Origin of the sequence: Pseudophaeobacter profundi (assembly GCF_029697505.1) — a bacterium.
Taxonomy (GTDB): Bacteria; Pseudomonadota; Alphaproteobacteria; order Rhodobacterales; family Rhodobacteraceae; genus Pseudophaeobacter; species Pseudophaeobacter profundi.
In genome coordinates this window covers 244,198-269,560 of the sequence record NZ_JARJEF010000001.1, presented here as the reverse complement: position 1 = coordinate 269,560, position 25,363 = coordinate 244,198, and the positions used below count along the sequence as shown (strand labels likewise).

General features: G+C 61.6%; 18 protein-coding genes and 1 tRNA gene. 13 read left to right on the top strand and 6 right to left on the bottom strand.

Features of this window, described 5'->3' with window-relative positions; translation table 11 throughout:
* Nucleotides 1-14 precede the first annotated feature (14 nt).
* Nucleotides 15-974 carry a DNA cytosine methyltransferase gene (locus tag P2081_RS01220; protein ID WP_278921055.1) on the bottom strand — a complete coding sequence of 320 codons (960 nt, stop codon included), beginning with the start codon at nt 972-974 and terminating at the stop codon, nt 15-17.
* Between the two features lie 140 nt (nt 975-1,114).
* A tRNA-Gly gene (locus tag P2081_RS01215) sits at nt 1,115-1,189 on the bottom strand.
* 203 nt (nt 1,190-1,392) lie between these two features.
* Between P2081_RS01215 and P2081_RS01210 the strand changes: the two genes are divergently transcribed.
* The gene (locus P2081_RS01210) at nt 1,393-1,584 is read left to right on the top strand and encodes a hypothetical protein (RefSeq protein ID WP_278921054.1); all 192 of its coding nucleotides are present in this window, start codon (nt 1,393-1,395) and stop codon (nt 1,582-1,584) included.
* Nucleotides 1,585-1,648: 64 nt separating this feature from the next.
* On the opposite strand, the gene P2081_RS01205 is transcribed toward P2081_RS01210, so the two are convergent.
* Together P2081_RS01205 and P2081_RS01200 are read right to left on the bottom strand one after the other, a co-directional pair.
* The gene (locus P2081_RS01205) at nt 1,649-5,101 is read right to left on the bottom strand and encodes a pyruvate carboxylase (RefSeq protein ID WP_278921053.1); all 3,453 of its coding nucleotides are present in this window, start codon (nt 5,099-5,101) and stop codon (nt 1,649-1,651) included.
* A gap of 210 nt (nt 5,102-5,311) precedes the next feature.
* Complete coding sequence (locus P2081_RS01200; protein ID WP_278921442.1) at nt 5,312-6,490, bottom strand: alpha-hydroxy acid oxidase; 1,179 nt, start codon at nt 6,488-6,490, stop codon at nt 5,312-5,314.
* A 159-nt stretch (nt 6,491-6,649) separates the two neighbouring features.
* Between P2081_RS01200 and P2081_RS01195 the strand changes: the two genes are divergently transcribed.
* The gene (locus P2081_RS01195; protein WP_278921052.1) at nt 6,650-9,025 is read left to right on the top strand and encodes an ATP-dependent helicase; all 2,376 of its coding nucleotides are present in this window, start codon (nt 6,650-6,652) and stop codon (nt 9,023-9,025) included.
* Nucleotides 9,026-9,567: 542 nt separating this feature from the next.
* Here P2081_RS01195 and P2081_RS01190 read toward each other — a convergent pair.
* The gene (locus tag P2081_RS01190; RefSeq protein ID WP_278921051.1) at nt 9,568-9,786 is read right to left on the bottom strand and encodes a DUF1127 domain-containing protein; all 219 of its coding nucleotides are present in this window, start codon (nt 9,784-9,786) and stop codon (nt 9,568-9,570) included.
* Between the two features lie 324 nt (nt 9,787-10,110).
* Here P2081_RS01190 and P2081_RS01185 point away from each other — a divergent pair, with 324 nt between their 5' ends.
* From P2081_RS01185 to murD, 9 genes are all read left to right on the top strand, one after another.
* Nucleotides 10,111-11,238: an Mrp/NBP35 family ATP-binding protein gene (locus P2081_RS01185; protein ID WP_278921050.1), complete on the top strand. Its 1,128-nt coding sequence runs from the start codon at nt 10,111-10,113 to the stop codon at nt 11,236-11,238.
* Between the two features lie 991 nt (nt 11,239-12,229).
* A complete protein-coding gene (gene mraZ / locus P2081_RS01180) occupies nt 12,230-12,697 on the top strand; it encodes a division/cell wall cluster transcriptional repressor MraZ (protein WP_278921049.1) in 468 nt (155 codons plus the stop codon).
* Between the two features lie 3 nt (nt 12,698-12,700).
* On the top strand, nt 12,701-13,693 hold the full coding sequence (rsmH, locus tag P2081_RS01175; RefSeq protein WP_278921048.1) for a 16S rRNA (cytosine(1402)-N(4))-methyltransferase RsmH: 993 nt from the start codon (nt 12,701-12,703) through the stop codon (nt 13,691-13,693).
* Nucleotides 13,690-14,052: a cell division protein FtsL gene (gene ftsL / locus P2081_RS01170; protein WP_278921047.1), complete on the top strand. Its 363-nt coding sequence runs from the start codon at nt 13,690-13,692 to the stop codon at nt 14,050-14,052. Before rsmH ends, ftsL begins: the two co-directional genes overlap by 4 nt.
* On the top strand, nt 14,049-15,833 hold the full coding sequence (locus tag P2081_RS01165) for a peptidoglycan D,D-transpeptidase FtsI family protein (protein WP_278921046.1): 1,785 nt from the start codon (nt 14,049-14,051) through the stop codon (nt 15,831-15,833). The genes ftsL and P2081_RS01165 overlap by 4 nt, the downstream gene beginning before the upstream one ends.
* Before the next feature lie 44 nt (nt 15,834-15,877).
* Nucleotides 15,878-17,377 carry a UDP-N-acetylmuramoyl-L-alanyl-D-glutamate--2,6-diaminopimelate ligase gene (locus tag P2081_RS01160; RefSeq protein ID WP_278921045.1) on the top strand — a complete coding sequence of 500 codons (1,500 nt, stop codon included), beginning with the start codon at nt 15,878-15,880 and terminating at the stop codon, nt 17,375-17,377.
* The gene (locus tag P2081_RS01155; RefSeq protein WP_278921044.1) at nt 17,374-18,792 is read left to right on the top strand and encodes a UDP-N-acetylmuramoyl-tripeptide--D-alanyl-D-alanine ligase; all 1,419 of its coding nucleotides are present in this window, start codon (nt 17,374-17,376) and stop codon (nt 18,790-18,792) included. Before P2081_RS01160 ends, P2081_RS01155 begins: the two co-directional genes overlap by 4 nt.
* A 30-nt stretch (nt 18,793-18,822) precedes the next feature.
* Nucleotides 18,823-19,905, top strand: coding sequence for a phospho-N-acetylmuramoyl-pentapeptide-transferase (mraY, locus tag P2081_RS01150; RefSeq protein WP_278921043.1), 1,083 nt, complete (start codon nt 18,823-18,825; stop codon nt 19,903-19,905).
* Nucleotides 19,906-20,172: 267 nt separating this feature from the next.
* Nucleotides 20,173-21,570 (top strand): UDP-N-acetylmuramoyl-L-alanine--D-glutamate ligase, encoded by a 1,398-nt coding sequence (gene murD, locus P2081_RS01145; RefSeq protein ID WP_278921042.1) that lies wholly within the window; start codon nt 20,173-20,175, stop codon nt 21,568-21,570.
* Between the two features lie 92 nt (nt 21,571-21,662).
* Here the strand turns inward: murD and P2081_RS01140 are convergent, their stop codons facing one another.
* A complete protein-coding gene (locus P2081_RS01140) occupies nt 21,663-22,844 on the bottom strand; it encodes a BaiN/RdsA family NAD(P)/FAD-dependent oxidoreductase (protein WP_278921041.1) in 1,182 nt (393 codons plus the stop codon).
* A 188-nt stretch (nt 22,845-23,032) separates the two neighbouring features.
* Here P2081_RS01140 and ftsW point away from each other — a divergent pair, with 188 nt between their 5' ends.
* Both ftsW and P2081_RS01130 read left to right on the top strand, forming a co-directional pair.
* Nucleotides 23,033-24,202 (top strand): putative lipid II flippase FtsW, encoded by a 1,170-nt coding sequence (ftsW, locus tag P2081_RS01135; protein ID WP_278921040.1) that lies wholly within the window; start codon nt 23,033-23,035, stop codon nt 24,200-24,202.
* A gap of 68 nt (nt 24,203-24,270) precedes the next feature.
* Nucleotides 24,271-25,362 (top strand): UDP-N-acetylglucosamine--N-acetylmuramyl-(pentapeptide) pyrophosphoryl-undecaprenol N-acetylglucosamine transferase, encoded by a 1,092-nt coding sequence (locus P2081_RS01130; protein ID WP_278921039.1) that lies wholly within the window; start codon nt 24,271-24,273, stop codon nt 25,360-25,362.
* Nucleotide 25,363 lies beyond the last annotated feature (1 nt).

Genomic DNA, 25,363 nt, shown 5'->3' with positions numbered 1-25,363 from the left:
CGTTGTGCGGGATATCAGGCGCGCACGGCATGGAGCTTGGGCTTGGCGATGGCGGCTTTCAGTTGCAGCGCGACGGCCTCGGCGACCGGCGGCGGGAAGGCATTGCCGACCTGGCGGTAGGCATTGGTTTTGGCCCCGGTGAAATGCCAGGCATCGGGAAAGCCCTGAATGCGGGCGACCATGCGCACGGTCAGCCGTGGCATATCATTGTGAAAGGGATCGGGGGCCTCAACGGCGATGGTGCGCCCCTCAACCCCCAGGGACGCCCATGCGCGCCGCGCCCGCGTCGGGCCCAGATCCGGGCCGCCATGTTTTTTGGATCCACCAACGATGGTGGGGGCAATTTCATCGGCCTGGGCGGCCCAGTCTTTGGCCCCGCGCCAGCCGCGCGCCTGCATCAGGTCCAGCAGGGTTTCCCCTACGGTGCGCGGATTGTGGGGCAGGGGTTCGGGCCAGGCAAAATCGCCGGCAAATTCGCGCCGCAGCGCGATGATCGCCACGCGGGGGCGCAGCTGTGGTACGCCGTAATCCGATGCATTCAGCAGTCGCCAGTCGGTTTCATAGCCCAGTTTGGCCAGCTGCCGCTTCAGTTTTTCACGGTAGTCGTGAAAGGCGGCATCCAGAAAGCCGCGCACATTTTCGATCATCACCGCGCGTGGACGGCTGGCATCGACGATATGAATGGCGTCATCAAACAGGTTGCGTTCGTCCTTTTCGCCCAGCTGTTTTCCCGCCACGGAAAAGGGCGGGCAGGGCAGGCCACCGGCCAGCAGATCAATGCCCCTGTAGGCACTGGCGTCCTCTTTGAACAGCCGCACATCTTCTTCCAGCACGTTCCAGTTGGGGCGGTTGTGGCGCAGGGTGGCGCAGCAATGCTTGTCTATTTCCACCAAGGCAGTGTGATCAAAACCGGCTCGTTCCAGCCCAAGCGCCTGGCCGCCAGCCCCGGCGCAAAGTTCCACGGATGTGAGCATGTCGTCTTGCCTGCCTGTTGCTGTTTTGCGTTCTGGATCTGTTCCTAGGCGGAAAGCTGATTCCGCGCAAGCTCTTGCTAGGGTCTCTTATTGCAACGCGAAAGGCCACCCCAAGATGGGATGGCCTTTTCGTTTCCAAATGGAGCGGGCGAGGCGATTCGAACGCCCGACCCTAACCTTGGCAAGGTTATGCTCTACCCCTGAGCTACGCCCGCGCAACATTTGGTGACGCCGACCTATGCATTCCTGTCCTCGCCCGCAAGTCAAAAATGCCGCTGCGGCGCGAAAAAAAGTCAAATCCCGCGACGGAAGCCGGGCAGACCTGCGTTTAGGTCAGAGGGTGCCCTGCGACAGGGGGGAAATCCTGCGCCCCAGTCGCGGGGCGCGACAAGACAAGATGACGAGAGTGGAGCGATACATGCGTAAGACCAAAGACACCCTGCGGCTCACAGCCTTGGTAGCGGCGATCACTCTGGGGCTTTGCGTGCAAAACCTGGCAAGTCCGGGCGGGCGATGGGATCCGCGCGCAGCGTTGGACCTGCCTGAGCAGCAGCCACATTGGCTGGCCTCTCCGGTCAGGGTTGAAACGCTGGCGCCCTATCTGGGCTAGGGCTGCGCGATATATCTGCTGCCCCCGCAGGTAAGGCGGAGGCAGCTATTCGTTTCGCGGCGGATCAGTCCAGATCTTCCAGTTCAACCAGCAGATCCTTGGCGTCGATCTGGGTGCCGGGCTGAACATGCAGGGCCTTGACGCGGGCGCTGCGTTCGGCGTGCAGACCGGTTTCCATTTTCATCGCCTCGATTGTCAGCAGCATATCGCCTTCGTGCACCTCCTGGCCAAGCTGCACCGCAACAGTGGCAACAACGCCGGGCATCGGCGCACCGATGTGGTTGGCATTGCCCAGCTCTGCCTTGGGGCGGCTTTCGGTCGTGGCCTTGACCAGGCGGTTGGGCACACGGATGACACGGGGCTGGCCGTTCAGTTCAAAGAAGACTTTGACCTCGCCCTTTTCATCGGTTTCCCCCAGCGCCTGCAGGCGGATTTCCAGCGTCTTGCCAGGGTCGATTTCTGCGGTGATTTCCTCGCCCGGTTCCATCCCGTAAAAGAAGGCCCGCGTGGGCAGGGCGCGTACTGGCCCGTACTGGCGGTGGCGGCCCATGTAGTCGAGAAAGACCTTTGGATACATCAGGTAGCCGTTGAGATCCTCGTCATCGACCTCTTTGCCTTCCAGTTGCTGGCGCAGCTCGGCGCGGGTTTCCTCCAGATCGACGGGGGGCAGATGGGCGCCGGGGCGGCTGAGGTTAGGCGCTTCGTCCTTCAGCACCTTGGCGGTGATACCTGCGGGGAAACCACCGGGAGGCTGGCCCAGATTGCCGCGCATCATGTCGATGACACTATCGGGGAAAGAAACCTCGGTTGCGGGGTCTTCCACCTGGGCGCGGGTCAGGTTCTGACTGACCATCATCAGCGCCATATCGCCAACCACCTTGGAAGAGGGCGTCACCTTGACGATATCGCCAAACATCTGGTTCACATCCGCATAGGTCTGGGCAACCTCATGCCAGCGGTCTTCCAGACCAAGGCTGCGCGCCTGGGCCTTGAGGTTGGTGAACTGTCCGCCGGGCATCTCGTGCAGATAGACCTCGGAGGCGGGGGCCTGCAGGCCGCTTTCAAAGGCGGCATACTGCGCCCGGACCTGCTCCCAGTAGCCAGAGATTTCGCGGATTTTTGCGATATCCAGGCCAGTGTCGCGATCGGTGTTGCGCAGGCCCTCGACGATGGAGCCAAAGCAGGGCTGCGAGGTGCCGCCAGAAAAGGCATCCATCGCCACATCCACCGCATCAACCCCGGCATCGGCAGCGGCCAGAATGGTGGCACCGGCAATGCCCGAGGTGTCATGGGTGTGGAAATGGACCGGCAGGCCGACTTCTTCTTTCAGCGCCTTGACCAGCTGACGGGCGGCTGCGGGTTTCAGCAGGCCTGCCATGTCTTTGAGGCCCAGCACATGGGCGCCTGCGGCTTCCAGTTCGCGGGCCATGCCGACATAGTATTTCAGGTCATATTTGGCGCGGTTGGGGTCCTGGATATCGCCGGTGTAGCAGATGGTGCCTTCGCAGAGCTTGCCGGACTCATTCACCGCATCCATGGCAACGCGCATGTTTTCCACCCAGTTGAGGCTGTCAAACACCCGGAAGACATCCACCCCGGTGACCGCCGCCTGGCGGACAAATTCCTGCACCACATTGTCGGGGTAGTTGGTGTAGCCCACGCCATTGGAGGCGCGCAGCAGCATCTGGGTCATCACGTTGGGCATGGCTTCGCGCAGGTCGCGCAGCCGCTGCCAGGGGCATTCCTGCAAAAAGCGGTAGGCCACATCAAAGGTCGCCCCGCCCCAGCATTCAACCGAGAACAACTGGCTGAGATTCTGCGCATAGGCGGGGGCCACCTTGATCATGTCATGGCTGCGCATCCGGGTTGCCAGCAAGGACTGGTGACCATCGCGCATGGTGGTATCGGTCAGCAGCAGCTGACGCTGGGCTTTCATCCAGTCGGCCACCGCCTGGGCGCCTTTTTGCTCCAGCAGGTTGCGGGTGCCAGAGGGCAGGGGCGCCGGATCCACATGGGGCGCGCGCGGCTCTTTCAGGTCGGTCGGCGGCGCGGCGCGGCCTTCGGTTTCCGGGTGCCCGTTGACGCTGATATCGGCCAGATAGGTCAGCACCTTGGTGCCGCGGTCCTGGCGTTTGGCAAACTGGAACAGCTCGGGCGTGTTGTCGATGAAGGTGGTGGTATAGCTGTTGTCGAGGAAGGTCGGGTGTTTCAGCAGGTTCTCGACAAAGGCGATATTGGTGGAGACGCCGCGCACCCGGAATTCACGCAGGGCGCGGTCCATACGGGCGATGGCTTTTTCGGGCGTTGGAGCCCAGGCTGTGACCTTGGTCAGCAGGCTGTCATAATAGCGGGTGATCACCCCGCCGGCATAGGCGGTGCCGCCATCCAGACGAATGCCCATGCCGGTGGCCGAGCGATAGGCGGTAATACGGCCATAGTCGGGGATAAAGTTGTTCAGCGGGTCTTCGGTGGTGACGCGGGTCTGCAGCGCGTGACCATTCAGGTGGATCTCTGCCTGGCTGTCTTTGCCGGTGGCCTCGGCAATGGTCTTGCCCTCGGCGATCAGGATCTGGGCCTGCACGATGTCGATGCCGGTCACCTCTTCGGTGACGGTATGTTCCACCTGCACCCGGGGGTTCACCTCGATGAAGTAGAATTTGCCGTCGTTCATATCCATCAGGAATTCAACGGTGCCGGCGCATTCATAGTTCACATGTTTGCAGATCTTGCGGCCCAATTCGCAGATCTCAGCCCGCTGCTGTTCAGACAGATAGGGCGCAGGGGCGCGTTCAACCACTTTCTGGTTGCGGCGCTGTACCGAACAATCGCGTTCAAACAGGTGATAGATCTCACCGTGCTTGTCACCCAGGATCTGCACCTCGACGTGGCGGGCGCGGGTGATCATCTTTTCCAGATAGCCTTCGCCATTGCCAAAGGCGGCTTCGGCCTCGCGGCGGCCTTCCAGGACTTTTTCTTCCAGCTCGTCAGGGCCGTGAATGGGGCGCATGCCGCGCCCACCGCCGCCCCAGGACGCCTTGAGCATCAGCGGATAGCCGACCTCTTCGGCCTCTTTGGCAATGGCCTTCATATCATCGCCCAGCACCTCGGTGGCGGGAATGACCGGCACGCCGGCCTCAACCGCGACGCGACGGGCCGAGGCCTTGTCGCCCAGGGCGCGCATGGTTTCGGCCTTGGGGCCGATGAAGGTGATGCCGTTGCGCGCGCAGGCATCGACAAAATCGGGGTTTTCCGACAACAGCCCATAGCCGGGGTGGATTGCATCGGCACCGCATTCTTTGGCAACGCGAATGATCTCGTCGATGCTCAGATAGGCGGCGACGGGGCCCATGCCCTCGCCAATGCGGTAGGCTTCATCCGCTTTGAAGCGGTGCAGACCCAGCTTGTCCTCTTCGGCATAGATGGCAACCGTGCGCTTGCCCATTTCGTTGGCTGCTCGCATGACGCGGATGGCGATTTCGCCTCGGTTCGCAATCAGGATCTTTTTGAAGTCAGGCATTGTGGCTCCTTGGGCAGTGTTGTGGGCAAGTGGTTTGGCGAAGTGTTAGGGGCTTCTTAGCGGTTGGTATAGACGTAGTTCTGGGTATCTGCGGCCTGATTGCGCTCTCATGCGGTCAATTTCCGTCTCTTTTGCTGCAGCTGCGGCATTTGGCCGCCAGTCCCGGCAGCGCCTTGGGTCAGGTCAACAGGCCAGGTCAGCAGGTTGATATCAGGGCAGCCCGGTCAACGCAGGAAGCCTGCGGACTTTCAGCTTGCGCAGCTCGGCAAGGTTTTGCAATCCCAGTTGCCCCATGTTGGCTTCAAGGTCTTTTGACAGAACCTCGATCAGATGCTGTGGTCCAGCAGAGCCTAATGCTGCAAGTGCGAAATGAAAAGCCCGCCCCAGCATGACAAAGTCGGCCCCAAGCGCCAGGGCACGCAGGATATCCAGTCCGCCCTCTATCCCACTGTCAAAGATCAGCGGCAGTCGGGTTGCGGCGCGCAGTTCTGGCAGGGCTTCGATACTGGCGGGGGCGGCGTCAAACTGACGCCCTGCATGGTTGGAAACCCAAAGCGCATCGACACCGATCTGTTCCAGCGGCGCGGCATCTTCCGCCCGCAGCACGCCCTTGATGACAAAGGTCCCCTGCCAGGCCCCGCGCAGCCATCTTACATAGTCCCGGTCGGGTGAGGTGCGCAGCAGATAGCCAATATGCGCCGTCGAAGACAGGCCGCCGCTATTGTCGGTGACATATTTATCCAATGTGCGCATATGGGGCATCCCGCCCTCATGTCGGTGCTGGTGTGCCATGCCAAGGGCCCAGCGAGGTTTGCGCATCACCTGCGCCAGCAGGCGTGGCGTCAGGCGCGGCGGCTGCGTCAGGCCTGAACGCACCTGGCGTTCGCGTCGCGAGGCCACCGGCACATCGACGGTCAGCACCAGGGTCGAAAACCCCGCCCGGCGCGCCCGATCCAGCATATCGCTGCGAATGGTCTCGTCCTTGGGCGGATAGAGCTGGAACCAGGCCTCTGGCCCCAGATGCGGTGCCAGATCCTCGGGGGATTGGCTGGCCACGGTGGACAGGGAGTAGGGGATACCTGCTGCGGCACCGCAGCGGGCCAGGTGGCCCTCGGCATCGGGCCAGATAAGCCCCGACATGCCAAGCGGTGCAATGCCAAAGGGCAGCGGCAGGTCGCGGCCCATAAAGCGGGTGTTCAGCGCCACCTCTTGTTCCCCATGCAGGATAGAGGGCATGAAGCCGATCTGATCCAAGGCACTGCGATTGCGCCGTTTCGTGGCCTCTTGGCCGGTGGCACTGTCAAGATATTCCCAGACGAATTCGGGCAGGCGGCGCTGGGCCGCAGCGCGCAGATCCTCAAGGCCGGGGTATGTTTGATGCAGATCCATGCGGCATTGATAGGCGGTGGCGCGCAATTGGCAAGAGGGCGGGGCAATCGCGCCATGACGCCGCCCTGAAAACCGGGTTTGGCGGGCATCGGCAAGGCCTGCGAACATAATGCGAACGTCCTCTTTTCTCGCAGATTGAATCACGCTAGTATTACGGACATGAGCAGTTTTGATGAAATGGACGCCTTTGAAGGCGCCTCCCTGTCGTCGCGGGCCATGGCCGCCCGTCCCAGCCCCTATCTTGAGGGGCTGAATCCTGCCCAACGCGAGGCGGTTGAATGTCTGGATGGTCCGGTCCTGATGCTGGCGGGCGCGGGCACCGGCAAAACCAAGGCGCTGACGGCGCGGATTGTGCATCTGCTGAACACGCAGTCGGCGCGGACCAATGAAATCTTGGCGGTGACCTTTACCAACAAGGCCGCGCGCGAAATGAAAGAGCGGGTCGGCAAGTTGCTGGGCCAGCCCGCCGAGGGCATGCAATGGCTGGGAACCTTCCATTCGGTCTGTGTGAAACTGCTGCGACGCCATGCCGAACTGGTTGGTTTGAAGTCGAATTTCACCATTCTGGACAGTGACGATCAGATCAGGCTGCTGAAGCAATTGATCCGTGCGGCGGATATCGACGAAAAGCGCTGGCCGCCGCGCATGCTGGCCGGAATCATTGATGACTGGAAGAACCGCGCCCTGACACCGGACAAGTTGTCGGCTGCTGAGGCAGGGGCCTATAACCACCGTGGCCCCGAATTCTATGCCCAGTATCAAACGCGCCTGCGCGAGTTGAACGCCGTCGATTTTGGCGATTTGCTGCTGCATGTGGTGACGATCTTTCAGACCCATGGCGATATTCTGGCGCAGTATCAGCGCTGGTTCCGTTACATCATGGTAGACGAATACCAGGATACCAATATCGCCCAATATCTGTGGCTGCGGCTGCTGGCAGGCGGGCACAAAAACATCTGTTGCGTTGGTGATGATGACCAGTCGATCTATGGCTGGCGCGGTGCCGAGGTGGGCAATATCCTGCGGTTTGAAAAGGATTTTCCCGGCGCCAAGGTGGTCCGGCTGGAGCAGAATTACCGCTCGACCGAACATATTCTGGCGGCTGCCTCCGGCGTGATCAGCGGCAATTCGGGCCGCTTGGGCAAAGAGCTATGGACCGCAGAAAAGGGCGGCGAAAAAGTGCGGCTGATCGGCCATTGGGATGGCGAGGAAGAGGCCCGCTGGATCGGAGAAGAGATCGAGGCGATGCAGCGCGGCACCCGCGGCCAGCGCCCGATTGATCTGAACGAGATGGCGATTCTGGTGCGGGCTTCGCATCAGATGCGTGCTTTTGAAGACCGGTTTTTGACCATTGGTCTGCCCTACCGCGTCATTGGTGGCCCGCGCTTTTATGAGCGGCTCGAAATTCGCGATGCTATGGGGTATTTCCGTATGGTGACCTCGGCGGATGACGATTTGGCCTTTGAACGGATTGTTAATACCCCAAAACGTGGCCTTGGCGACAAGGCGCAGCAGACCATTCAGGGATTTGCCCGCGAAAATGGGGTCTCCTTGTTTGAAGGTGCGCGCCTTGCGGTGCAATCCGGCGCAATCAAGGGCAAGGGCGGCGCAGCGCTGGGGCGGTTGGTCGAGAACCTCACCCGCTGGGGCCGTATGGTCGAGGATGCGGATATATCGCATATCGAACTGGCCGAAATCATCCTGGATGAAAGCGGCTATACGGGCATGTGGCAGGCCGACAAGAACCCCGATTCCCCCGGTCGGCTTGAAAACCTGAAAGAACTGGTCAAGGCGCTGGAAAACTTTGAAAACCTGCAAGGGTTTCTGGAACATGTCAGCCTGGTTATGGACAATGACAAACAGGATTCGGACCAGAAGGTTTCGATCATGACGCTGCACGGCGCCAAGGGGCTGGAATTTCCGGCCGTGTTTCTGCCCGGCTGGGAAGACGGGCTGTTCCCCTCGCAGCGGTCGATGGATGAAACCGGCCTGAAAGGCCTGGAGGAAGAGCGCCGCCTTGCCTATGTCGGCATCACCCGCGCCGAAGAGGTCTGCACCATTTCCTTTGCCGGCAACCGCCGGGTCTTTGGCCAGTGGCAATCGCAGCTGCCGTCGCGCTTTGTTGATGAACTGCCCGAGGAGCATGTCGAGGTGCTGACGCCACCTGGCCTATATGGTGGTGGTTATGGGGCCGCTGCGGGTGGCGACGATTCGGTGCGTTCTACCATCGAGGCCAAGGTGGCGCAGGCGGATGGCTATAATTCGCCCGGCTGGAAGCGGATGCAGGCACGGGCTGGCCAGCGCGGCAATGCCCAGCCCAAACCGGCCCCGGTGATTGACCTAACAGCCGTTGCCAGTTTCACGCTGGGTGAGCGGGTGTTTCACCAGAAATTCGGCTACGGCGCGATTACCGGGATCGAGGCCGACAAGCTGGAGGTGGCCTTTGAAAAGGCGGGCAGCAAAAAGGTGCTGGCGCGTTTTATCACCGCCAGCGGCGCTGCGAGTGACCCATCGGTTGATGATGTTCCGTTTTAGCGGCGATCATTTGGCCTGAAACGGGCAGGGGCTGAAACGGCAGGGCTGTGGCTGGGACTCTGTGCTGGCAGCCTGCGACAGTCGGGCACGCAGCGATTCGCCTCCCCTTCCTGTGGCCCCGCTGTAGGGCTCAACCGTTTCGCCAGATTTTGGGGGGCGGTCCGCGGGGCTGTCCTATTTCTCTATGTCATGCCGATGGAACGGCGCGCTTGGCGACCGCTTGGCGACATGGGGGGCAATGGTCGCGACCCGCGATTTTCAGGTTTTGCTGTTGATTGGCCCGTGACACCTGCATCTGCACGGCCTGGCAGGCTGCGTTACTGTGTGTTTTTTGGGGGGAGAGAAACATAAAACGGCGGCGCCCAGGGAGGAGGAGGGGGCACCGCCGTTCATGACAACATCAGGACCAAGGGAGGAGGAGACCCGGATGTATTCTTGTCCGGCAAGGGCCGGAATTAGGGTGCGGTGACATCAGGGAGGAGGAGGATGTCACCGCGTAGGACAGGCTCTCTAGGGAGGAGGAGAAAAGAGCCTGATCTCTATTAGTTGTTTTCGTATGCCGCCTGATAGGCGATGCGCCGGATCATCGAACGGTGCAGGCCCAGATCGGCCAGTTCGCGACCGGACAGCGAAGAGAGTTCATTATAGGTTTGGCGATACAGACGATGGCGAGCCAGCTTGGTGCTCAGCGCATCAAACCAAGCCAGGGGCAGTGCCGCAGAGAGGGCTTTGGATGGGGCGATTTGCTGTACGAGGGCCATCGGATAGATCCTTGAAACTGGTTATTTGCGTTGTGCCTGTATCGGCGTCTGTTGAGATCAAAATAGCGAATTGCTGCACCTGCACAATCCCCCGTATTGGCATTTCTGCTATGCAGCATTTGCATGGGTCGCCCCTATTCGTTTGTAAACAGACTGTTTTTTGGGCAAACTTGTCCAAATCTACTTTCCGCTAGGAAGAGATTGGCATGGTCTGGCGATGCGTGCCCTTGCGGATATCACCGGTTAAGAGCACTCTCTGGCGCCAGCGACAGGGGCACCGCAGGGTGGTCTTTCGCCCCTATAGCAATAAGAGGCCTGCAGCATATGTCGGTGAGTGAGAACCAGATCAACGAGGCGCAGATCAAAGAGGCACTGGCGCGACTTGCCCTGCCAGATGGGGGCACGCTGATCTCGCGGGATATGATCCGTGCCCTGACGCTTCAGCCGGATGCCGCAGGGGCAGGCGCCGTAAAGGTCAGCTTTGTCATAGAGGCGCCAAGCCCGGAAATCGCCCAGCATATGGAACCGCTGCGCCGCGCTGCCGAGGCTGCCGTTCTGGCTCTTGCGGGGGTTGGTTCTGTCTCAGCGGCGTTGACGGCGCATGGCCCGGCCAGCGCCGGGCCGTCCGCAAAGGGGGCGTCGGGCGCGCCTGGTCTCAAGTTCGGTGGCCATGCAAAACCGCAGGCCGGGCCGATAAAGCCTGCCGGGGTTGCGCGCATTCTGGCGGTTGCCTCTGGCAAGGGGGGCGTGGGGAAATCCACGGTCAGCGCCAATCTGGCGGTGGCCCTGTCGCGGCAGGGGCGCCGGGTGGGGTTGCTGGATGCTGATATCTATGGCCCCAGCCAGCCGCGCATGATGGGGGTCACGGGCCGTCCCGGCAGCGCCGATGGCAAGGTGATTGAACCCTTGCAGGCGCATGGGGTCACGATGATGTCGATCGGTTTGATGGTGCCAGAGGATAAGGCGGTTGTCTGGCGCGGCCCGATGTTGATGGGGGCGCTGCAGCAGATGCTGGGCCAGGTGAACTGGGGCGAGTTGGATATTCTTATTGTGGATCTGCCACCGGGAACCGGGGATGTGCAGTTGACGCTCTGTACCAAGAGCGAGCTGAGCGGTGCAATTGTAGTCAGCACCCCGCAGGATGTGGCGCTGATTGATGCGCGAAAAGCCCTGGATATGTTCAAGACGCTCAAGACGCCGGTTCTGGGGTTGATCGAAAACATGTCATTCTTTACCTGCCCAGATTGCGGCGGAGAGCACCATATCTTTGGCCATGGCGGGGTTGCCGCCGAGGCAGAGGCGCTTGGTCTGCCTTTGCTGGGGGCTTTGCCGATTGACCTGGAAACCCGGCTGGCCGGGGATGCAGGCCGGCCCGTCGCTGCCGGAGACGGCGCAATTGCACAGGCCTATGGCCAGATCGCCAAGGGGCTGATTGCAGGCGGCATGGCCTAGGTTCTGTCCCGGTAGCTGAATTGCATTCTCTATAAACGCGCGGCTGGACCTTTCTGTGCTGTGTTGCAGGATTTCGCCGCAGGGCGCGCTTTGCGGTGGCGGCCTGCCGGTCTGACTGCCTGCCTGTCAGTCTGGGTGGCGGCAGGTCTGTTCGGCGCAGGGCAGGGATCTGCCCTGCGGCCCCTCTCTTGGGTGGGATCTATCCTGATCGCCGCGCAGGCGGGGGCGGCTTCTGTTAGCAATCAAAAGCTGATCTTGCCCCTTTTTGTGCCTCTACGGGAAATCGTGGGACGGATGGGAAATCATGGGCTGAATGCGTGCCAGGCCCGCGCCAAAGGTCGATGAATTGGCGGAAGTGATTCGTTTTCAGCTCCGAATCAGTAGATGCGCAGGCGAAATTCTAATTACCCACAGAGTTATGCACAGATGGGGAGCGGAACATTAGCGGAACTCCTTAATGGAAGAAGGAATCCCATTCCTGCGGATGGGAATTTATGGGTGATGCAGGCCGGGGAGTGTGACTTTTTTCACTCTCTATATGTGGTGTCTAGGATTCGATGAATAACATTTTGTGCGAAATATCCCCTGATATTGGCCCGAAATTGCTGCAACTTCCGGGCGGTAAAAACTATTTAGGAGAAGCTTTTATTCTTTCCGGGTTGCCAGGCCATGAATTCCCATAGTATCCCTTTTACATCGGATGCAGCGAAGAGCACATCGGGGCGCCAAAGACCCCAAGCTCATAATAATAAGCAGGTTCATACAGGCCTTTGCTTCTTCCGAACAACGAGAGATCCGGCGCGCGGGCGAGCAGACATCCCCCCAGGTGGCGCGCGCAGTCGGACAACCCGCCAAGCGGGAACCAGGAGGCGAGTTGATCAGTGGCAGCAGATCAACTCGCCTCTTTTAATTTCGGGGAGCAGAGCGCGAAGGCGCCGGGATAGAGGGCTGAGATTTGGGCCGCAGGTTCAGAGGCGAAAGCCACCACAAGGTGGACACAAAGGGGCGGGTATCCATTCCAGCCTCCTTTCGTCGTGTGATCGAGGCAAGTGACCCCAACTGGAAGTCCGGTGAAAACCCTGAATTGGTAATCGTCTACGGCGATCAGCGCCGCAATTACCTGGAATGCTATACGATGGAGGCGATCGAAGAGGTCGACGCCAAAATTGATGCCTTGCCGCGTGGATCTATGCAGCGCAAAATGTTGCAGCGCATGTTTCATGGTCAGTCTTTCCCGACAACAGTGGACGAGACCGGCCGTCTGGTGTTGCCCGCCAAACTGCGCAACAAGATTGATCTCGAAAAAGAAGCCTTCTTTATGGCCGCCGGTGATACCTTCCAGATCTGGAAGCCCGAGACCTACGAAGAAGAAGAGCTGGCCCAAACCGAGAAATGGATGGATGAATTGCCAGAGGGTTTTGACCCGCTGGAGTTCCTAGATAACGCCGGAGGCGCATAGGCTATGACAACGGATCGCGAGACCTCGACCGGGCCGCATGTTCCGGTGCTGTTGCGCCCGCTGTTGCAGGCGGTCGCGCCGGTTTCCGGGCGCTGGCTGGACGGCACCTTTGGCGCTGGCGGTTATACGCGCGGATTGTTGCAGGCCGGGGCCGATCAGGTGATCGGCGTCGACCGCGATCCGCTTGCCTTTGAACTGGCCCAGCCCTGGGCCGCTGACTATGGTGATCGCCTGGTACTGCAAGAGGGCGTCTTCTCGCGCATGGATGAATATGCGCAAGACTTGGACGGTGTGGTGCTGGACCTTGGGGTCTCTTCCATGCAGCTGGATCTGGCCGAGCGTGGTTTTTCCTTTATGCGCGACGGGCCGCTGGATATGCGGATGTCGCAGACCGGGCCATCGGCGGCGGACCTGGTGGCCGAGCTGAGCGAAGTGCAGCTTGCCGATATCCTGTTTCATTTTGGCGAAGAACGCGCCAGCCGCCGCATTGCCAAATCCATCGTCAAGGCGCGCGCGCTGGAGCCAATCACCACGACGCTGCAATTGGCCAAGCTGATCGAGGGCTGTCTGCCCCGCGCCAAACAGGGCAAGTCGCATCCCGCCACCCGCAGCTTTCAGGCGCTGCGCATCGCGGTGAACGCAGAATACGAAGAGCTGTTCAACGGGCTTCTGGCGGCTGAACGCGCCTTGAAACCGGGTGGTTTGCTGGCTGTTGTGACTTTCCATTCGGTCGAGGATCGCATGGTCAAACGCTTCTTTCAGCATCGCGCCGGCAAGACAGGCCGCGCCAATCGCTATGCGCCGGAACAGGAAGAACTGGCAGCGCAGTTTGAACAGGTCACCCGCAAGGCGGTTGGCCCGGATGATGACGAACTGGCACAAAACCCCCGGTCGCGCTCGGCGCGGCTGCGGGTGGGGCGTCGCACTGCGGCAGAGCCGGTACCCATCAGCGCCAAGGACCTGAGCATGCCGCAGCTGAAAGAGGGGCGCAAATGAAGTCGTTGTTGTATGTGATCACCGCTCTGGCAGTCTTTGGGCTGGCGTTCTGGGCCTACCGTGAAAACTATGCAACCCAGCAGGTGCTGAAAGAAACCCGCGGCCTGCAGCGCCAGATTGGTGCGGCCCAGACCCGGCTGAGCGTCCTGCGGGCGGAATGGGCTTATCTGAACCGGCCGGACCGGTTGATGGAACTGGCCGAGCTGAACTTTGCCAGCCTTGGCCTCTTGCCGCTGCGCCCGGATCAGTTTGGCCGGGTGGATGAGGTCACATATCCGCTGCAACCCGAATTTACGATTACCGAAGGCGTCGAGGTTTCTGGTCTCAATACGCGGTCCCAGTCGGAGCAGAGCCAATGACCCGCAGACCCCTGCGTCCGCTTGCCCGTATTCTTGATGCCCGTGCCAAGGGGGAAAACCCCGACGCGATCGAAAAAGAAAACATCCGTCAGCGCCATGACGAGATGCAGGTCAAATCGCGCCAACGTGCCGAGGGCCGCCTGCTGGTTCTGGGGGTTTTCTTCCTCTGTGCCTATGCGGCCGTGGCAGGGCGTATGGGGGTTATGGCAACCTCGGAGCCGCGCGAACCTGTGGCCAGCACCGCAGGCAGCGCCATTGCCATGCAGCGCGCCGATATTGTTGATCGTCAGGGGCGCATTCTGGCCACCAATTTTGAGACCCATTCGCTCTATGCGCAGCCACCGCAGTTGATCGACCCGGAAGCCACCGCCGCGCGGCTGGTCGAGATTTTCCCGGATCTGGACCCGGCGCGCCTACTGGCCGATTTTACCGGAACGCGCAAGTTCTTGTGGATAAAAAAGAAAATCAGCCCCGAACAAAAACAGGCGGTGCATGATATCGGGGATCCGGGCCTGATGTTTGGCCCGCGTGAAATGCGTCTTTATCCCAATGGCAGTGTCGCCGCCCATGTTCTGGGCGGGGCTGGATTTGGCAAAGAGGGCGTCAGCGCCGCCGAGGTGATCGGTGTCGCCGGCGTGGAAAAGCAGTTTGACAGCTATCTGCGCGATCCGGGCAATGGCACAAAGCCGCTGGCTCTCTCGCTGGATCTGACCGTGCAGGCTGCTGCCGAGCGGGTGCTGGATGGTGGCATGAAGCTGATGAATGCCAAGGGTGCTACCTCCATCTTGATGGATGTGCACAGCGGTGAGGTGATTTCGGTGGTGTCGCTGCCGGATTTCGACCCCAATGAACGCCCGCAGCCGCCGACCTCTGGCTTTGACCCTTCGGTCAGCCCGCTGTTCAACCGCGCGGTGCAGGGGGTTTATGAGCTGGGCTCTACCTTCAAGATCTTTGCCGCAGCCCAGGCAATGGATCTGGGGCTGGCGACGCCGGACACGGTGGTTGATACCCGTGGCCCACTGCGCTGGGGGAAATTTGCGATCAGGGATTTCCGTAACTATGGCAATGCCTTGTCGGTGACAAAGATCATCGTGAAATCCTCTAACATTGGGACTGCGCGCCTGGCCCAGCAGATCGGGGCTGAACGCCAGCGTGATTTCCTGGATGATCTGGGGATGCTGGAGGCCACGCCAGTTGAAATCGTCGAGGCGCAGGGCGGCAAGCCGCTGTTGCCCAAGAACTGGTCTGAACTGTCAGCCATGACCATCTCTTACGGTCATGGGATTTCCACCACGCCAATGCACCTGGCGGCAGGTTATGCTGCCATCGCCAATGGCGGGCGCTATGTCAGCCCAACCATCCTTAAACAGGATGGCCCGCAGTTGGGGCGGCGCATCATGACAGAAGAATCGGCCAGAGCGGCGCGTCTTATGCTGCGCAAGGTTGTGACCGAAGGCACCGCCAGCTTTGCCCGCGTGCCGGGCTATCAGGTGGGCGGCAAGACTGGCACCGCGGATAAGCCAAGACCCCGCGGCGGCTATTACGAAGACAAGGTTATTGCGACCTTTGCCTCGATGTTTCCGGCGCATGATCCCAAATATGTGCTGGTGGTCACCCTGGATGAACCCTCTGTCTTTGCCTATGGCGAGGAACGCCGCACTGCCGGTTGGACAGCTGTGCCAGTGGCGGCTGAAATGATTGGCCGTCTGGCGCCGCTCCTTGGGTTGAGACCACAAGTTGAACCCGCCGAGGTGACTGGTATAACCCTGACCTCCAACTGATCCCGGGGGCGACTCCCGGGCCTAACCCCTGGTGAGGGCCGCAGATGCGCAGCAACCCCGACGAGACCCCTGAAACCCGCCCGCTGAGCGAGCTCGGCCTGACTGCCCGTGGCGGTGCCGATCCGCTGATTGCGGGCCTTGCAGTCGACAGCCGCAAGGTGGCCAAGGGCTGCCTATTTGCGGCGCTGCCAGGCAGCCTGGTCCATGGGGCCAAATTCATCCCAGCGGCGCTGGAGCAGGGGGCAACCGCCATCCTGACCGATGCGGCCGGGGCAAGGATCGCTGCCCAGCCGCTGGCCGACAGCCATGCGGCGCTGGTGATTGCCGAAGATCCGCGCCAGGCGCTGGCCTATGCTGCTGCCCTGTGGTTTGGCGCCCAGCCTGCCACCATGGTCGCGGTGACCGGCACCAATGGGAAAACCTCTGTCGCGACATTCGTACGCCAGATCTGGTGCGAGCTGGGCCATGCCGCCGTCAACCTGGGCACCACCGGCATCGAAGGTGCCTGGAGTCACCCGCTGGCCCATACGACGCCGGAACCGATCACGCTGCATGCGGCCCTGGCCAAGGCGGCGGCAGCGGGGGTGACCCATGCCGCGATGGAGGCCTCTTCGCATGGGCTGGATCAATGCCGCCTTGATGGGGTGCAGCTGGCGGCGGCGGGCTTTACCAATTTCACCCAGGATCATCTGGATTATCACGAAACCTTCGAGGCCTATTTTGCCGCCAAGGCGGGATTGTTCCGCCGCATCCTGCCAGAGGATGGCGTTGCAGTGATCAATATGAATGATCCGCGGGGGCCAGAAATGCGCGCCGTGGCGGCAGCCCGTGGCCAAGAGGTGCTGAGCGTCGGGCGTGGCCTGGGCGATATCAGCCTCAGCGGGCTGCGCTATGATGATACCGGCCAGGAACTGCGCTTTAGCTGGCATGACCAGCCCTATCAGGTGCGGCTCAACCTTATCGGCGGTTTTCAGGCGGAAAATGTGCTCTTGGCCTGCGGTCTGGTGATTGCCAGTGGCGAAGACCCGGCAGCGGTCTTTGCGACCCTGCCGCATCTGACCACGGTGCGCGGCCGGATGGAACATGCCGCGACCCGTGACAATGGGGCGGCGGTTTTTGTCGATTACGCCCATACGCCGGATGCGGTGGCTACTGCGATCAAGGCGCTGCGCCCGCATGTGCTGGGACGGCTGATTGCCATTGTTGGCGCCGGTGGTGATCGCGACGCGGGCAAACGCCCCTTGATGGGGCAGGCCGCACAGGACAATGCCGATCTGGTCATTGTCACGGATGACAATCCGCGCACCGAAGATCCGGGCCTGATCCGGGCGCAGGTCAAAAAGGGCGCCCCAGCTGCCCTGGAGGTCGGCGACCGCGCCGAGGCAATCCTGCGCGGGGTTGATATGCTGGGGGCGGGGGATGTCTTGCTGATCTGTGGCAAGGGCCATGAAAGCGGCCAGACCATCGGCACCGATGTGCTGCCCTTTGATGATGTGGAACAGGCCAGCCTGGCGGTGGCCGTTTTGGATGGGAAAGCAGTATGACAGCGCTCTGGAGCGCGGCAGAGGCCGCGCAGGCAACAGGCGGCGAGGCCAGAGGTGACTGGCAGGCGACGGGCCTGTCGATCGATACCCGGACGCTTGCGCCGGGGGATATGTTTGTGGCGCTGAAGGCCGCACGCGACGGCCATGATTTTGTGGCTCAGGCTTTGGAAAAGGGGGCCGCTGCCGCGCTGGTCAGCCGTCGTCCCGACGATGTGGCGCCAGATGCGCCATTGTTGATTGTTGCCGATGTCCAGGCGGCGCTAGAGGCTCTGGGGCGGGCGGCGCGGGCGCGCACCAGTGCCAAGGTGATTGCCGTCACTGGCTCTGTCGGCAAGACCTCGACCAAGGAAATGCTGGCCTGCATGCTGGCCGATCAGGGGCGCTGCCATGCCGCCGTGGCCAGCTATAACAATCACTGGGGGGTGCCGCTTACCCTGGCGCGGATGCCGCGGGATTCAGAGTATGCGGTGATCGAAATCGGCATGAATCACCCTGGCGAGACTGCGCCATTGGCCCGCCAGGCTCGCCCGCATGTGGCCCTGGTGACCACGGTTGCGGCGGTACACCTAGAGGCCTTTGACGATGTGGCGGGTATTGCCCGCGAAAAGGCGGCTATCCTGGAAGGGCTGGAACCGGGCGGCACCGCGGTGCTGAATGCAGATATCGCCGAGGCGCAGGTCCTGGCGCAAGAGGCCCAGCGGTTGGGCGCGCGTCCTGTCTGGTTTGGTCAGACTTCGACGGCCTATCACCTGCTGTCGACCCGGATCGAGGCTGGCGAAACCCTGGCCGAGGTGCGCTGCAACGCCACCAGGCTGCAGCTGCATATTCAGTCGCTTGGGGCCCATTTTGCCATGAACGCGCTGGGGGCATTGGCCGCGGTAGAGGCCGCTGGCGCCGATCTGGCGCGGGCGGCGCAGGTTCTGGCGCTCTGGTCGCCGGTCACGGGGCGCGGTGCGCGGGTCGAAGTGGCGCTAGAGGGCGGAAAATTGCTGCTGCTGGACGACAGCTATAATGCCAATCCCACATCAATGGCGGCGGCGCTTGACGTGCTTGCGGCGACGCCGTTGCCAACAGATGCCACGGCCCGGCCCCTCGGGCGCAGGATCGCCTATCTGGGCGATATGGGCGAACTTGGTCCACAGGAGGCAGCGCTGCACGCCGGTCTTGCTGATCTGGCGGCGCTGCAGGCAATTGATGAGATCCACTGCATCGGCCCATTGATGGCGCATCTGTACGCGGCCCTGCCCGAGGCCAAACGTGGCAAGCACTATGCCAGTGCAAGCGAGGCGCGCCCAGATCTGGCGGCGCAGCTGGGCTGTGGCGATATTGTGCTGGCCAAGGGATCTTTGAGCGCGGGGCTGGCCAAGATCGTTGACGGCATCCGGGAATTGGGTCATGGCAAGCGCACTTCTTAAACAACAACTAAAGGCGAGGATCGATCCAAGATGCTCTATTGGCTGACGGCCCTGTCGGATGGCGGCGATTTTTTCAACCTCTTCCGCTATATCACCTTCCGGGCAGGCGGCGCCTTTATGACCGCGCTTGTGTTTGGTTTCTTGTTCGGCACGCCGCTGATCAACGTACTGCGCCGCCGTCAGGGCAAGGGGCAGCCGATCCGCGATGACGGCCCAGAGGCGCATATGGCCAAGGCGGGCACCCCGACCATGGGCGGGCTGCTGATTGTCGGCGCCGTTCTCAGTGCCACGCTGATCTGGGCGCGGCTGGACAATCCCTTTGTCTGGCTGGTGCTTTTTGTCACCATGTCCTTTGCCCTGATCGGCTTTGCCGATGACTATGCCAAGGTGTCAAAGCAGAACACCGCCGGGGTATCCGGCAAAGTGCGGCTGCTGTTGGGGATTTTGATTGCGGTCATCGCGGCGGTCTGGGCCAGGGCCTATCACCCGGAGGCGTTGCAGAGCGAACTGGCGCTGCCGGTGTTCAAGGATACCCTGCTGAACCTGGGGTATTTCTATGTGCCCTTCGTGATCTGCGTTATCGTGGGTTCGGCCAATGCGGTGAACCTGACCGATGGTCTGGATGGGCTGGCCATCATGCCGGTGATGATTGCGGCGGGCACCCTGGGTGTGATCGCCTATGCGGTGGGCCGGGTTGATTTCACCGATTATCTGGATGTGCACTATGTGCCTGGCACCGGCGAAATCCTGATCTTTACGGCAGCGCTGTTTGGCGGCGGCCTTGGCTTCTTGTGGTATAATGCGCCGCCTGCTGCCGTCTTCATGGGCGATACCGGATCGCTGGCCCTGGGCGGCGCGCTGGGGGCGATTGCGGTTGTCACCAAACATGAGCTGGTCTGGGCGATCGTCGGTGGGCTGTTTGTGCTGGAGGCGCTTTCCGTGATCCTGCAGGTGCTGTATTTCAAACGGACCGGCAAGCGGATTTTCCTGATGGCGCCGATCCACCACCACTATGAAAAAAAGGGCTGGGCAGAGCCGACAATTGTGATCCGGTTCTGGATCATTGCACTGATCCTGGCGATGATCGGCCTGGCAACGCTGAAGGTGCGATAGACCTTGGCAGATTTTCCTGCTGCGTGATGGAAGATGAAAGGAGGCTACGGCCTCCTTTTTCATGCGTGGCACCCAGCAACAGGGGGGCGCTCCCGCCAATTTCGAGCGGCGCTGCCACTCTGGCAATTGTTGGGGGTGGCAGAGGCCCTCTGGGCCTCTGCAAGGGGCGCGCGGATAGAGGCATTTGCCAAGCCTCTGACCTCTTGCAAGTGGGGGGGGGGCGGTGCACTGTGCGGCGCAAATTTGATCAATTAGGTGAGGTGGGCGATGATCCCGGTTCAAGGGTTTGAAGGCGCAACTGTCGCCGTTTTGGGGTTGGGGCGGTCTGGCCTTGCCACGGCGCGGGCGCTGCTGGCGGGCGGCGCCACTGCGGTGTGCTGGGATGACCAGCCGCAGGCGCGCGCTGCCGCCGAGGCAGAGGGCTTTGAGCTGAGGGATCTGCACAGGAACGGAGCCTTTAACGATGTCGCGGTGTTGATCACCTCGCCGGGCATTCCGCATCTTTACCCGCAGCCCAACCCGGTGATCCGTGCTGCCCTGGAAGCTGGGGTGCCGGTGGACAATGACATCGGGCTGTTCTTTGCCTCGTTGCCGGCCCAGGGCTGGGATATGCTGGATCAGCCGCCCAAAGTGGTGGCGATCACCGGATCCAACGGCAAATCAACCACGGTGGCGCTGTTGCATCACATTCTGGTGTCTGTCGGGCGCGACAGCCAGATGGCGGGCAATATTGGCCGCGGCGTGCTGGATATCGATCCACCGGGAAATGCTGGTGTGGTGGTGCTGGAGCTGTCCAGCTATCAGACGGAACTGGCCCGCGCGCTGACCCCCGATGTGGCGATTTTGACCAATCTATCGCCCGATCATCTGGATCGCCATGCTGGACTGGGGGGATATTTTGCCGCCAAACGTCGCCTGTTTGCCGAGGGCGGCCCGGATCGGGCCATTATCGGTGTTGATGAGGACGAGGGGCTGTTTCTTGCCGGACAGATGGCGCAGGCGGCCAGCGATGACCGGGTAATCCGGGTGGCCTCGGGGCGCAAGCTGACTGGACCGGGCTGGCAGGTCTTTGCCCGCAAAGGCTTTCTGAGCGAGATGCGCAAGGGGCGTCAGGTGGCCTCGGTCGATTTGCGGCGGATGACGGGGCTGCCGGGGCAGCATAATCATCAGAATGCCTGTGCGGCCTATGCGGCGGCGCGGGTGCTGGGGCTGGCACCACGGGTGATCGAGGCGGCATTGGCCGATTATCCGGGCCTGCCGCACCGCAGCCAGACCATTGCCGAGGTGGCGGGTGTACGCTATGTCAACGACAGCAAGGCCACCAACCTGGATAGCGCCGCAAAAGCGCTGAGCGCTTTCAAGAACATTCGCTGGATCTGCGGCGGGTTGGAAAAAGAGGGCGGGCTGGCGGCGCTGGGGGGGCAAACCGGTGCGGTGCGCAAGGCCTATGTGATCGGCCGAGAGGCGGCGGGCTTTGCCCTGCAGCTGGATGTCGAGGCTGAGGTTTGCACCACGATGGCCAAGGCGGTAGAGCGCGCCATGGCAGAGGCCGAGCCGGGGGACGTGGTTCTGTTGGCGCCAGCGGCCGCCAGTTTTGATCAATATGACAATTTCGAGCAACGCGGCGATGATTTCATTGCGCAGGTTACGGCGCGTCTGGGCTGATCGCGACGTGTGACAGCGAGAGAGAGGCGGCAGGAAGAGAGAAGCTGCAGGTTCACCAAAACGGAAGGTCAGCTGTCGGATCTGCGGCGGCGCTAGCGCAGGGCGGCGATGGCGCAGCCGGCCGCATGGCCCGAGGCCCAGGCCCACTGAAAGTTGTAGCCCCCCAGCCAGCCGGTGACATCCACCGCTTCGCCAATTGCATAGAGGCCCGGGCGGGATTTTGCCTGCAGGGTTTTGGAGGAGAGCGCATCAGTATCGATACCGCCCAGCGTGACTTCGGCGGTGCGGTAGCCTTCGCTGCCGCCTGGGGTGAGCGCCCAGTGTGACAGCGCGGTGCAGAGGCTTTGCAAGGCGCTGTCGGATTGGTCGGCCAGGCGGCCTGTGATTTTGAATTCAGTGGCGAGGAAATCCACCAGGCGGCCCGGCAGGTGGCGGGCGAGTTCAGTGGTGAGAGCGCGGCGGCCCTGGGTCTGGCGTTGCTTGCGCAGCAGGGTAAAGAGGTCGATCATGGGGATCAGGTTGAGGCTGATTTCTTCGCCTTCGTGCCAATAGGACGACAGTTGCAACACCGATGGGCCGGAGAGACCGCGATGGGTGAACAGTAGCGCTTCATCAAAGCTGGCGCGGGGATTGGACAGGCGTGCGGGCAGGGCGGTGCCGGCCAGGGCAGTAAAGCGCCCTTCGGGAAAGGTGAAGGGCACCAGCCCCGGGCGCGTGTCGAGCACTGGCAAGCCAAACTGGCGGGCAATGTCATAGGCGAGGCCTGTGGCCCCCATCTTGGGGATGCTTTTGCCGCCGGTGGCCAGCACCAGGTTTTTGCAGTCAACGCGCTGCTGCGCCCCGTCACGCAGCAGCGTCAGCTGGTAGCCGTCGCCGCGCGCCTGTACCTGTTGCACTGTGGTCTGCAGCCAGAGTTCGGCACCGGCCTGGGCCATTTCGGCCGCCAACATGGCGACGATCTGCTTGGCGGATCCGTCGCAGAACAGCTGGCCCAGGGTTTTTTCATGCCAGGCGATGCCGTGGCGATCCACCAGCGAGATGAAATCCCATTGGGTATAGCGCGCCAGGGCGGATTTGCAGAAATGCGGGTTCTGTGACAGGTAGTTTTCCGGTGTAGTGTCCAGATTTGTGAAATTGCACCGGCCGCCGCCGGAGATGCGGATTTTTTCGCCAGGCGCTTTGGCGTGATCTACCACCAGGCAATCGCCGCCCGCCTGCATGGCGCACATCATGCCGGCAGCGCCAGCCCCAAGAATCACGGTGTTTACATACATGAGCCGCATCCACCATGGATGCCCAAGCGGTGCAAGGGGCGCGGCGCCTCTGTCGGTCGGCGGGCTGGTGGCGATTTTGCCGCGCTGTGGGCATCAAGGGACTGGCCTGAACAGCGGTTTTCAGCTAGTCTGGCATCAATGACCCCAAAATGGGGCTTTCTCGAGGCAAAATTTCTGGCGGTGTTCCCATGACTGAGATGGTCTATGGCGCGGTTCCTGTACCCACAGGTGAACCGATTCTTCCCAAATGGTGGCGGACCTTGGATAAGTGGTCCATGTCCTGTATTCTTGCGCTCTTTGTTTTGGGGCTTTTACTGGGGCTTGCAGCCTCGGTGCCGCTGGCAGAGCGCAACGGGTTTGACAATTTCCATTATGTGCAGCGCCAGGCCATTTTTGGCACCACGGCGCTGATCGCGATGATCCTTACCTCGATGATGTCGCCGCAGTTGGTGCGACGGCTGGCGGTCATTGGCTTTATCTGTGCCTTTGTCGCCCTGGCCTTTCTGCCGGTTTTGGGCACTGATTTCGGCAAGGGGGCTGTGCGCTGGTATTCGCTGGGCTTTGCATCCTTGCAGCCTTCGGAGTTTCTGAAGCCGGGATTTGTGGTGGTGGCGGCCTGGATGATTGCCTCGAGCCAGCAGATCAACGGACCGCCTGGGACCCTGATTTCCTTTGGGATCTGCATGGCAGTGGTGATGATGCTGGTACTGCAGCCCGATTTTGGTCAGGCCTGTCTGATCCTGTTTGGCTGGGGCGTGATGTATTTTGTTGCTGGTGCGCCCATGGTGCTGCTGGTCGGCATGGCGGCGGTTGTGGTCATGGGCGGGGTTTTTGCCTATTCCAGTTCCGAACACTTTGCCCGCCGCATTGATGGGTTCCTGAACCCCGAAATCGACCCGACCACCCAGATGGGCTATGCCACCAATGCGATCCGTGAAGGCGGGCTGTTTGGTGTCGGCGTCGGAGAGGGCCAGGTGAAGTGGTCGCTGCCGGATGCCCATACCGATTTCATCGTTGCGGTCGCAGCCGAGGAATACGGGCTTATCCTAGTGCTGGTGCTGATCGGGCTTTATGCCCTGGTGGTGGTGCGGTCGCTGTTCCGGCTGATGCGAGAGCGCGATATCTTCATCCGCCTGGCGGGCACTGGGCTGGTTTGCATGTTTGGCGTGCAGGCGATGATCAACATGGGGGTCGCGGTGCGGCTCTTGCCGGCCAAGGGCATGACGCTGCCCTTTGTCAGCTACGGCGGGTCTTCGCTGATCGCCGGCGGGATCGCGCTGGGGATGCTCTTGTCTTTTACCCGCGCAAGACCGCAGGGTGAGATCGCCGATTTCCTGCGCGGACGCGGGCGCGGCTGAGCAAGGACCCAAGAGCTGGCCGCTGCCCAAGGTGGCGGACCAGCCGCAGATATAGAAGCGCGATTGATATGACACAGAAACTGCTGTTGATGGCCGCTGGTGGCACCGGTGGCCATATGTTTCCGGCCCAGGCCCTGGCCGAGGCGATGCTGCGCAGAGGCTGGCGGGTGAAACTGTCGACCGATGCACGTGGGGCGCGCTATACAGGCGGCTTTCCCCATAGTACTGAAATTTCCCAGGTGTCTTCGGCGACCTTTGCCCGGGGCGGGATCCTGGCCAAGGCGCTGGTGGGACCAAAGATTGCCGCTGGTGTGGTGTCGATGGCGCTGCAGATGCGCCGTGATCGCCCCGATGTGGTGATCGGCTTTGGTGGCTACCCGTCAATTCCGGCGCTGGGGGCGGCAACCCTGCTGAAACGTCGGCGGATGATCCACGAACAAAACGGCGTGCTGGGCCGGGTGAACCAGCTGTTTGCCACCCGCGTCGCCGGGGTCGCCTGCGGCACCTGGCCGACCGATCTGCCTGACACGGTGCCGCACGAACATGTGGGTAATCCGGTGCGTGCTGCAGTGATGGAGCGCGCAGGTGCGGGCTATATCGCGCCGGGGGATTACCCGATGTCGATTCTGGTGATGGGCGGCAGCCAGGGCGCGCGCATCCTGTCGGATGTAGTGCCGGCCGCTATTGCCGCCCTGCCAGAGGCCATGCGCAGGTTTCTGCGCATTTCGCATCAGGCCCGATCCGAAGACATGGAGCGGGTGCGCGCGTTTTATGACAGCCATGGTATCAGCGCGGATGTGCAGAGCTTCTTCAAGGATGTGCCTGCGCGTATGTCCGAAGCGCAGCTGGTGATTTCGCGTGCGGGGGCGTCGTCGGTAGCGGATATCTCTGTCATTGGCCGTCCGTCGATCCTGGTACCCTATGCTGCGGCCACCGGCGATCACCAAACCGCCAATGCCCGTGGGCTGGTTGATGCGGGAGGTGCCATTCTGATCCCCGAAAGCGCCCTTGACGTCGCATCGCTAAGCGCGCAAATCAGCGCAGTCTTGAGTAACCCAGAAGCGGCCCAGCAAATGTCGCGCGCCGCATTGAGCGCCGGTGTTCCCGATGCCACCCAAAGATTGGTGGCCCTGGTCGAGCAGCTGGCAGAGGAAGGATAAG

Coding starts and splice junctions, on each gene's coding strand:
- P2081_RS01220 (WP_278921055.1), bottom strand. CDS start 974: ATGCTCACATCCGTGGAACTTTGCGCCGGGGCTGGCGGCCAGGCGCTT.
- P2081_RS01210 (WP_278921054.1), top strand. CDS start 1,393: ATGCGTAAGACCAAAGACACCCTGCGGCTCACAGCCTTGGTAGCGGCG.
- P2081_RS01205 (WP_278921053.1), bottom strand. CDS start 5,101: ATGCCTGACTTCAAAAAGATCCTGATTGCGAACCGAGGCGAAATCGCC.
- P2081_RS01200 (WP_278921442.1), bottom strand. CDS start 6,490: ATGGATCTGCATCAAACATACCCCGGCCTTGAGGATCTGCGCGCTGCG.
- P2081_RS01195 (WP_278921052.1), top strand. CDS start 6,650: ATGAGCAGTTTTGATGAAATGGACGCCTTTGAAGGCGCCTCCCTGTCG.
- P2081_RS01190 (WP_278921051.1), bottom strand. CDS start 9,786: ATGGCCCTCGTACAGCAAATCGCCCCATCCAAAGCCCTCTCTGCGGCA.
- P2081_RS01185 (WP_278921050.1), top strand. CDS start 10,111: ATGTCGGTGAGTGAGAACCAGATCAACGAGGCGCAGATCAAAGAGGCA.
- rsmH (WP_278921048.1), top strand. CDS start 12,701: ATGACAACGGATCGCGAGACCTCGACCGGGCCGCATGTTCCGGTGCTG.
- ftsL (WP_278921047.1), top strand. CDS start 13,690: ATGAAGTCGTTGTTGTATGTGATCACCGCTCTGGCAGTCTTTGGGCTG.
- P2081_RS01165 (WP_278921046.1), top strand. CDS start 14,049: ATGACCCGCAGACCCCTGCGTCCGCTTGCCCGTATTCTTGATGCCCGT.
- P2081_RS01160 (WP_278921045.1), top strand. CDS start 15,878: ATGCGCAGCAACCCCGACGAGACCCCTGAAACCCGCCCGCTGAGCGAG.
- P2081_RS01155 (WP_278921044.1), top strand. CDS start 17,374: ATGACAGCGCTCTGGAGCGCGGCAGAGGCCGCGCAGGCAACAGGCGGC.
- mraY (WP_278921043.1), top strand. CDS start 18,823: ATGCTCTATTGGCTGACGGCCCTGTCGGATGGCGGCGATTTTTTCAAC.
- murD (WP_278921042.1), top strand. CDS start 20,173: ATGATCCCGGTTCAAGGGTTTGAAGGCGCAACTGTCGCCGTTTTGGGG.
- P2081_RS01140 (WP_278921041.1), bottom strand. CDS start 22,844: ATGTATGTAAACACCGTGATTCTTGGGGCTGGCGCTGCCGGCATGATG.
- ftsW (WP_278921040.1), top strand. CDS start 23,033: ATGACTGAGATGGTCTATGGCGCGGTTCCTGTACCCACAGGTGAACCG.
- P2081_RS01130 (WP_278921039.1), top strand. CDS start 24,271: ATGACACAGAAACTGCTGTTGATGGCCGCTGGTGGCACCGGTGGCCAT.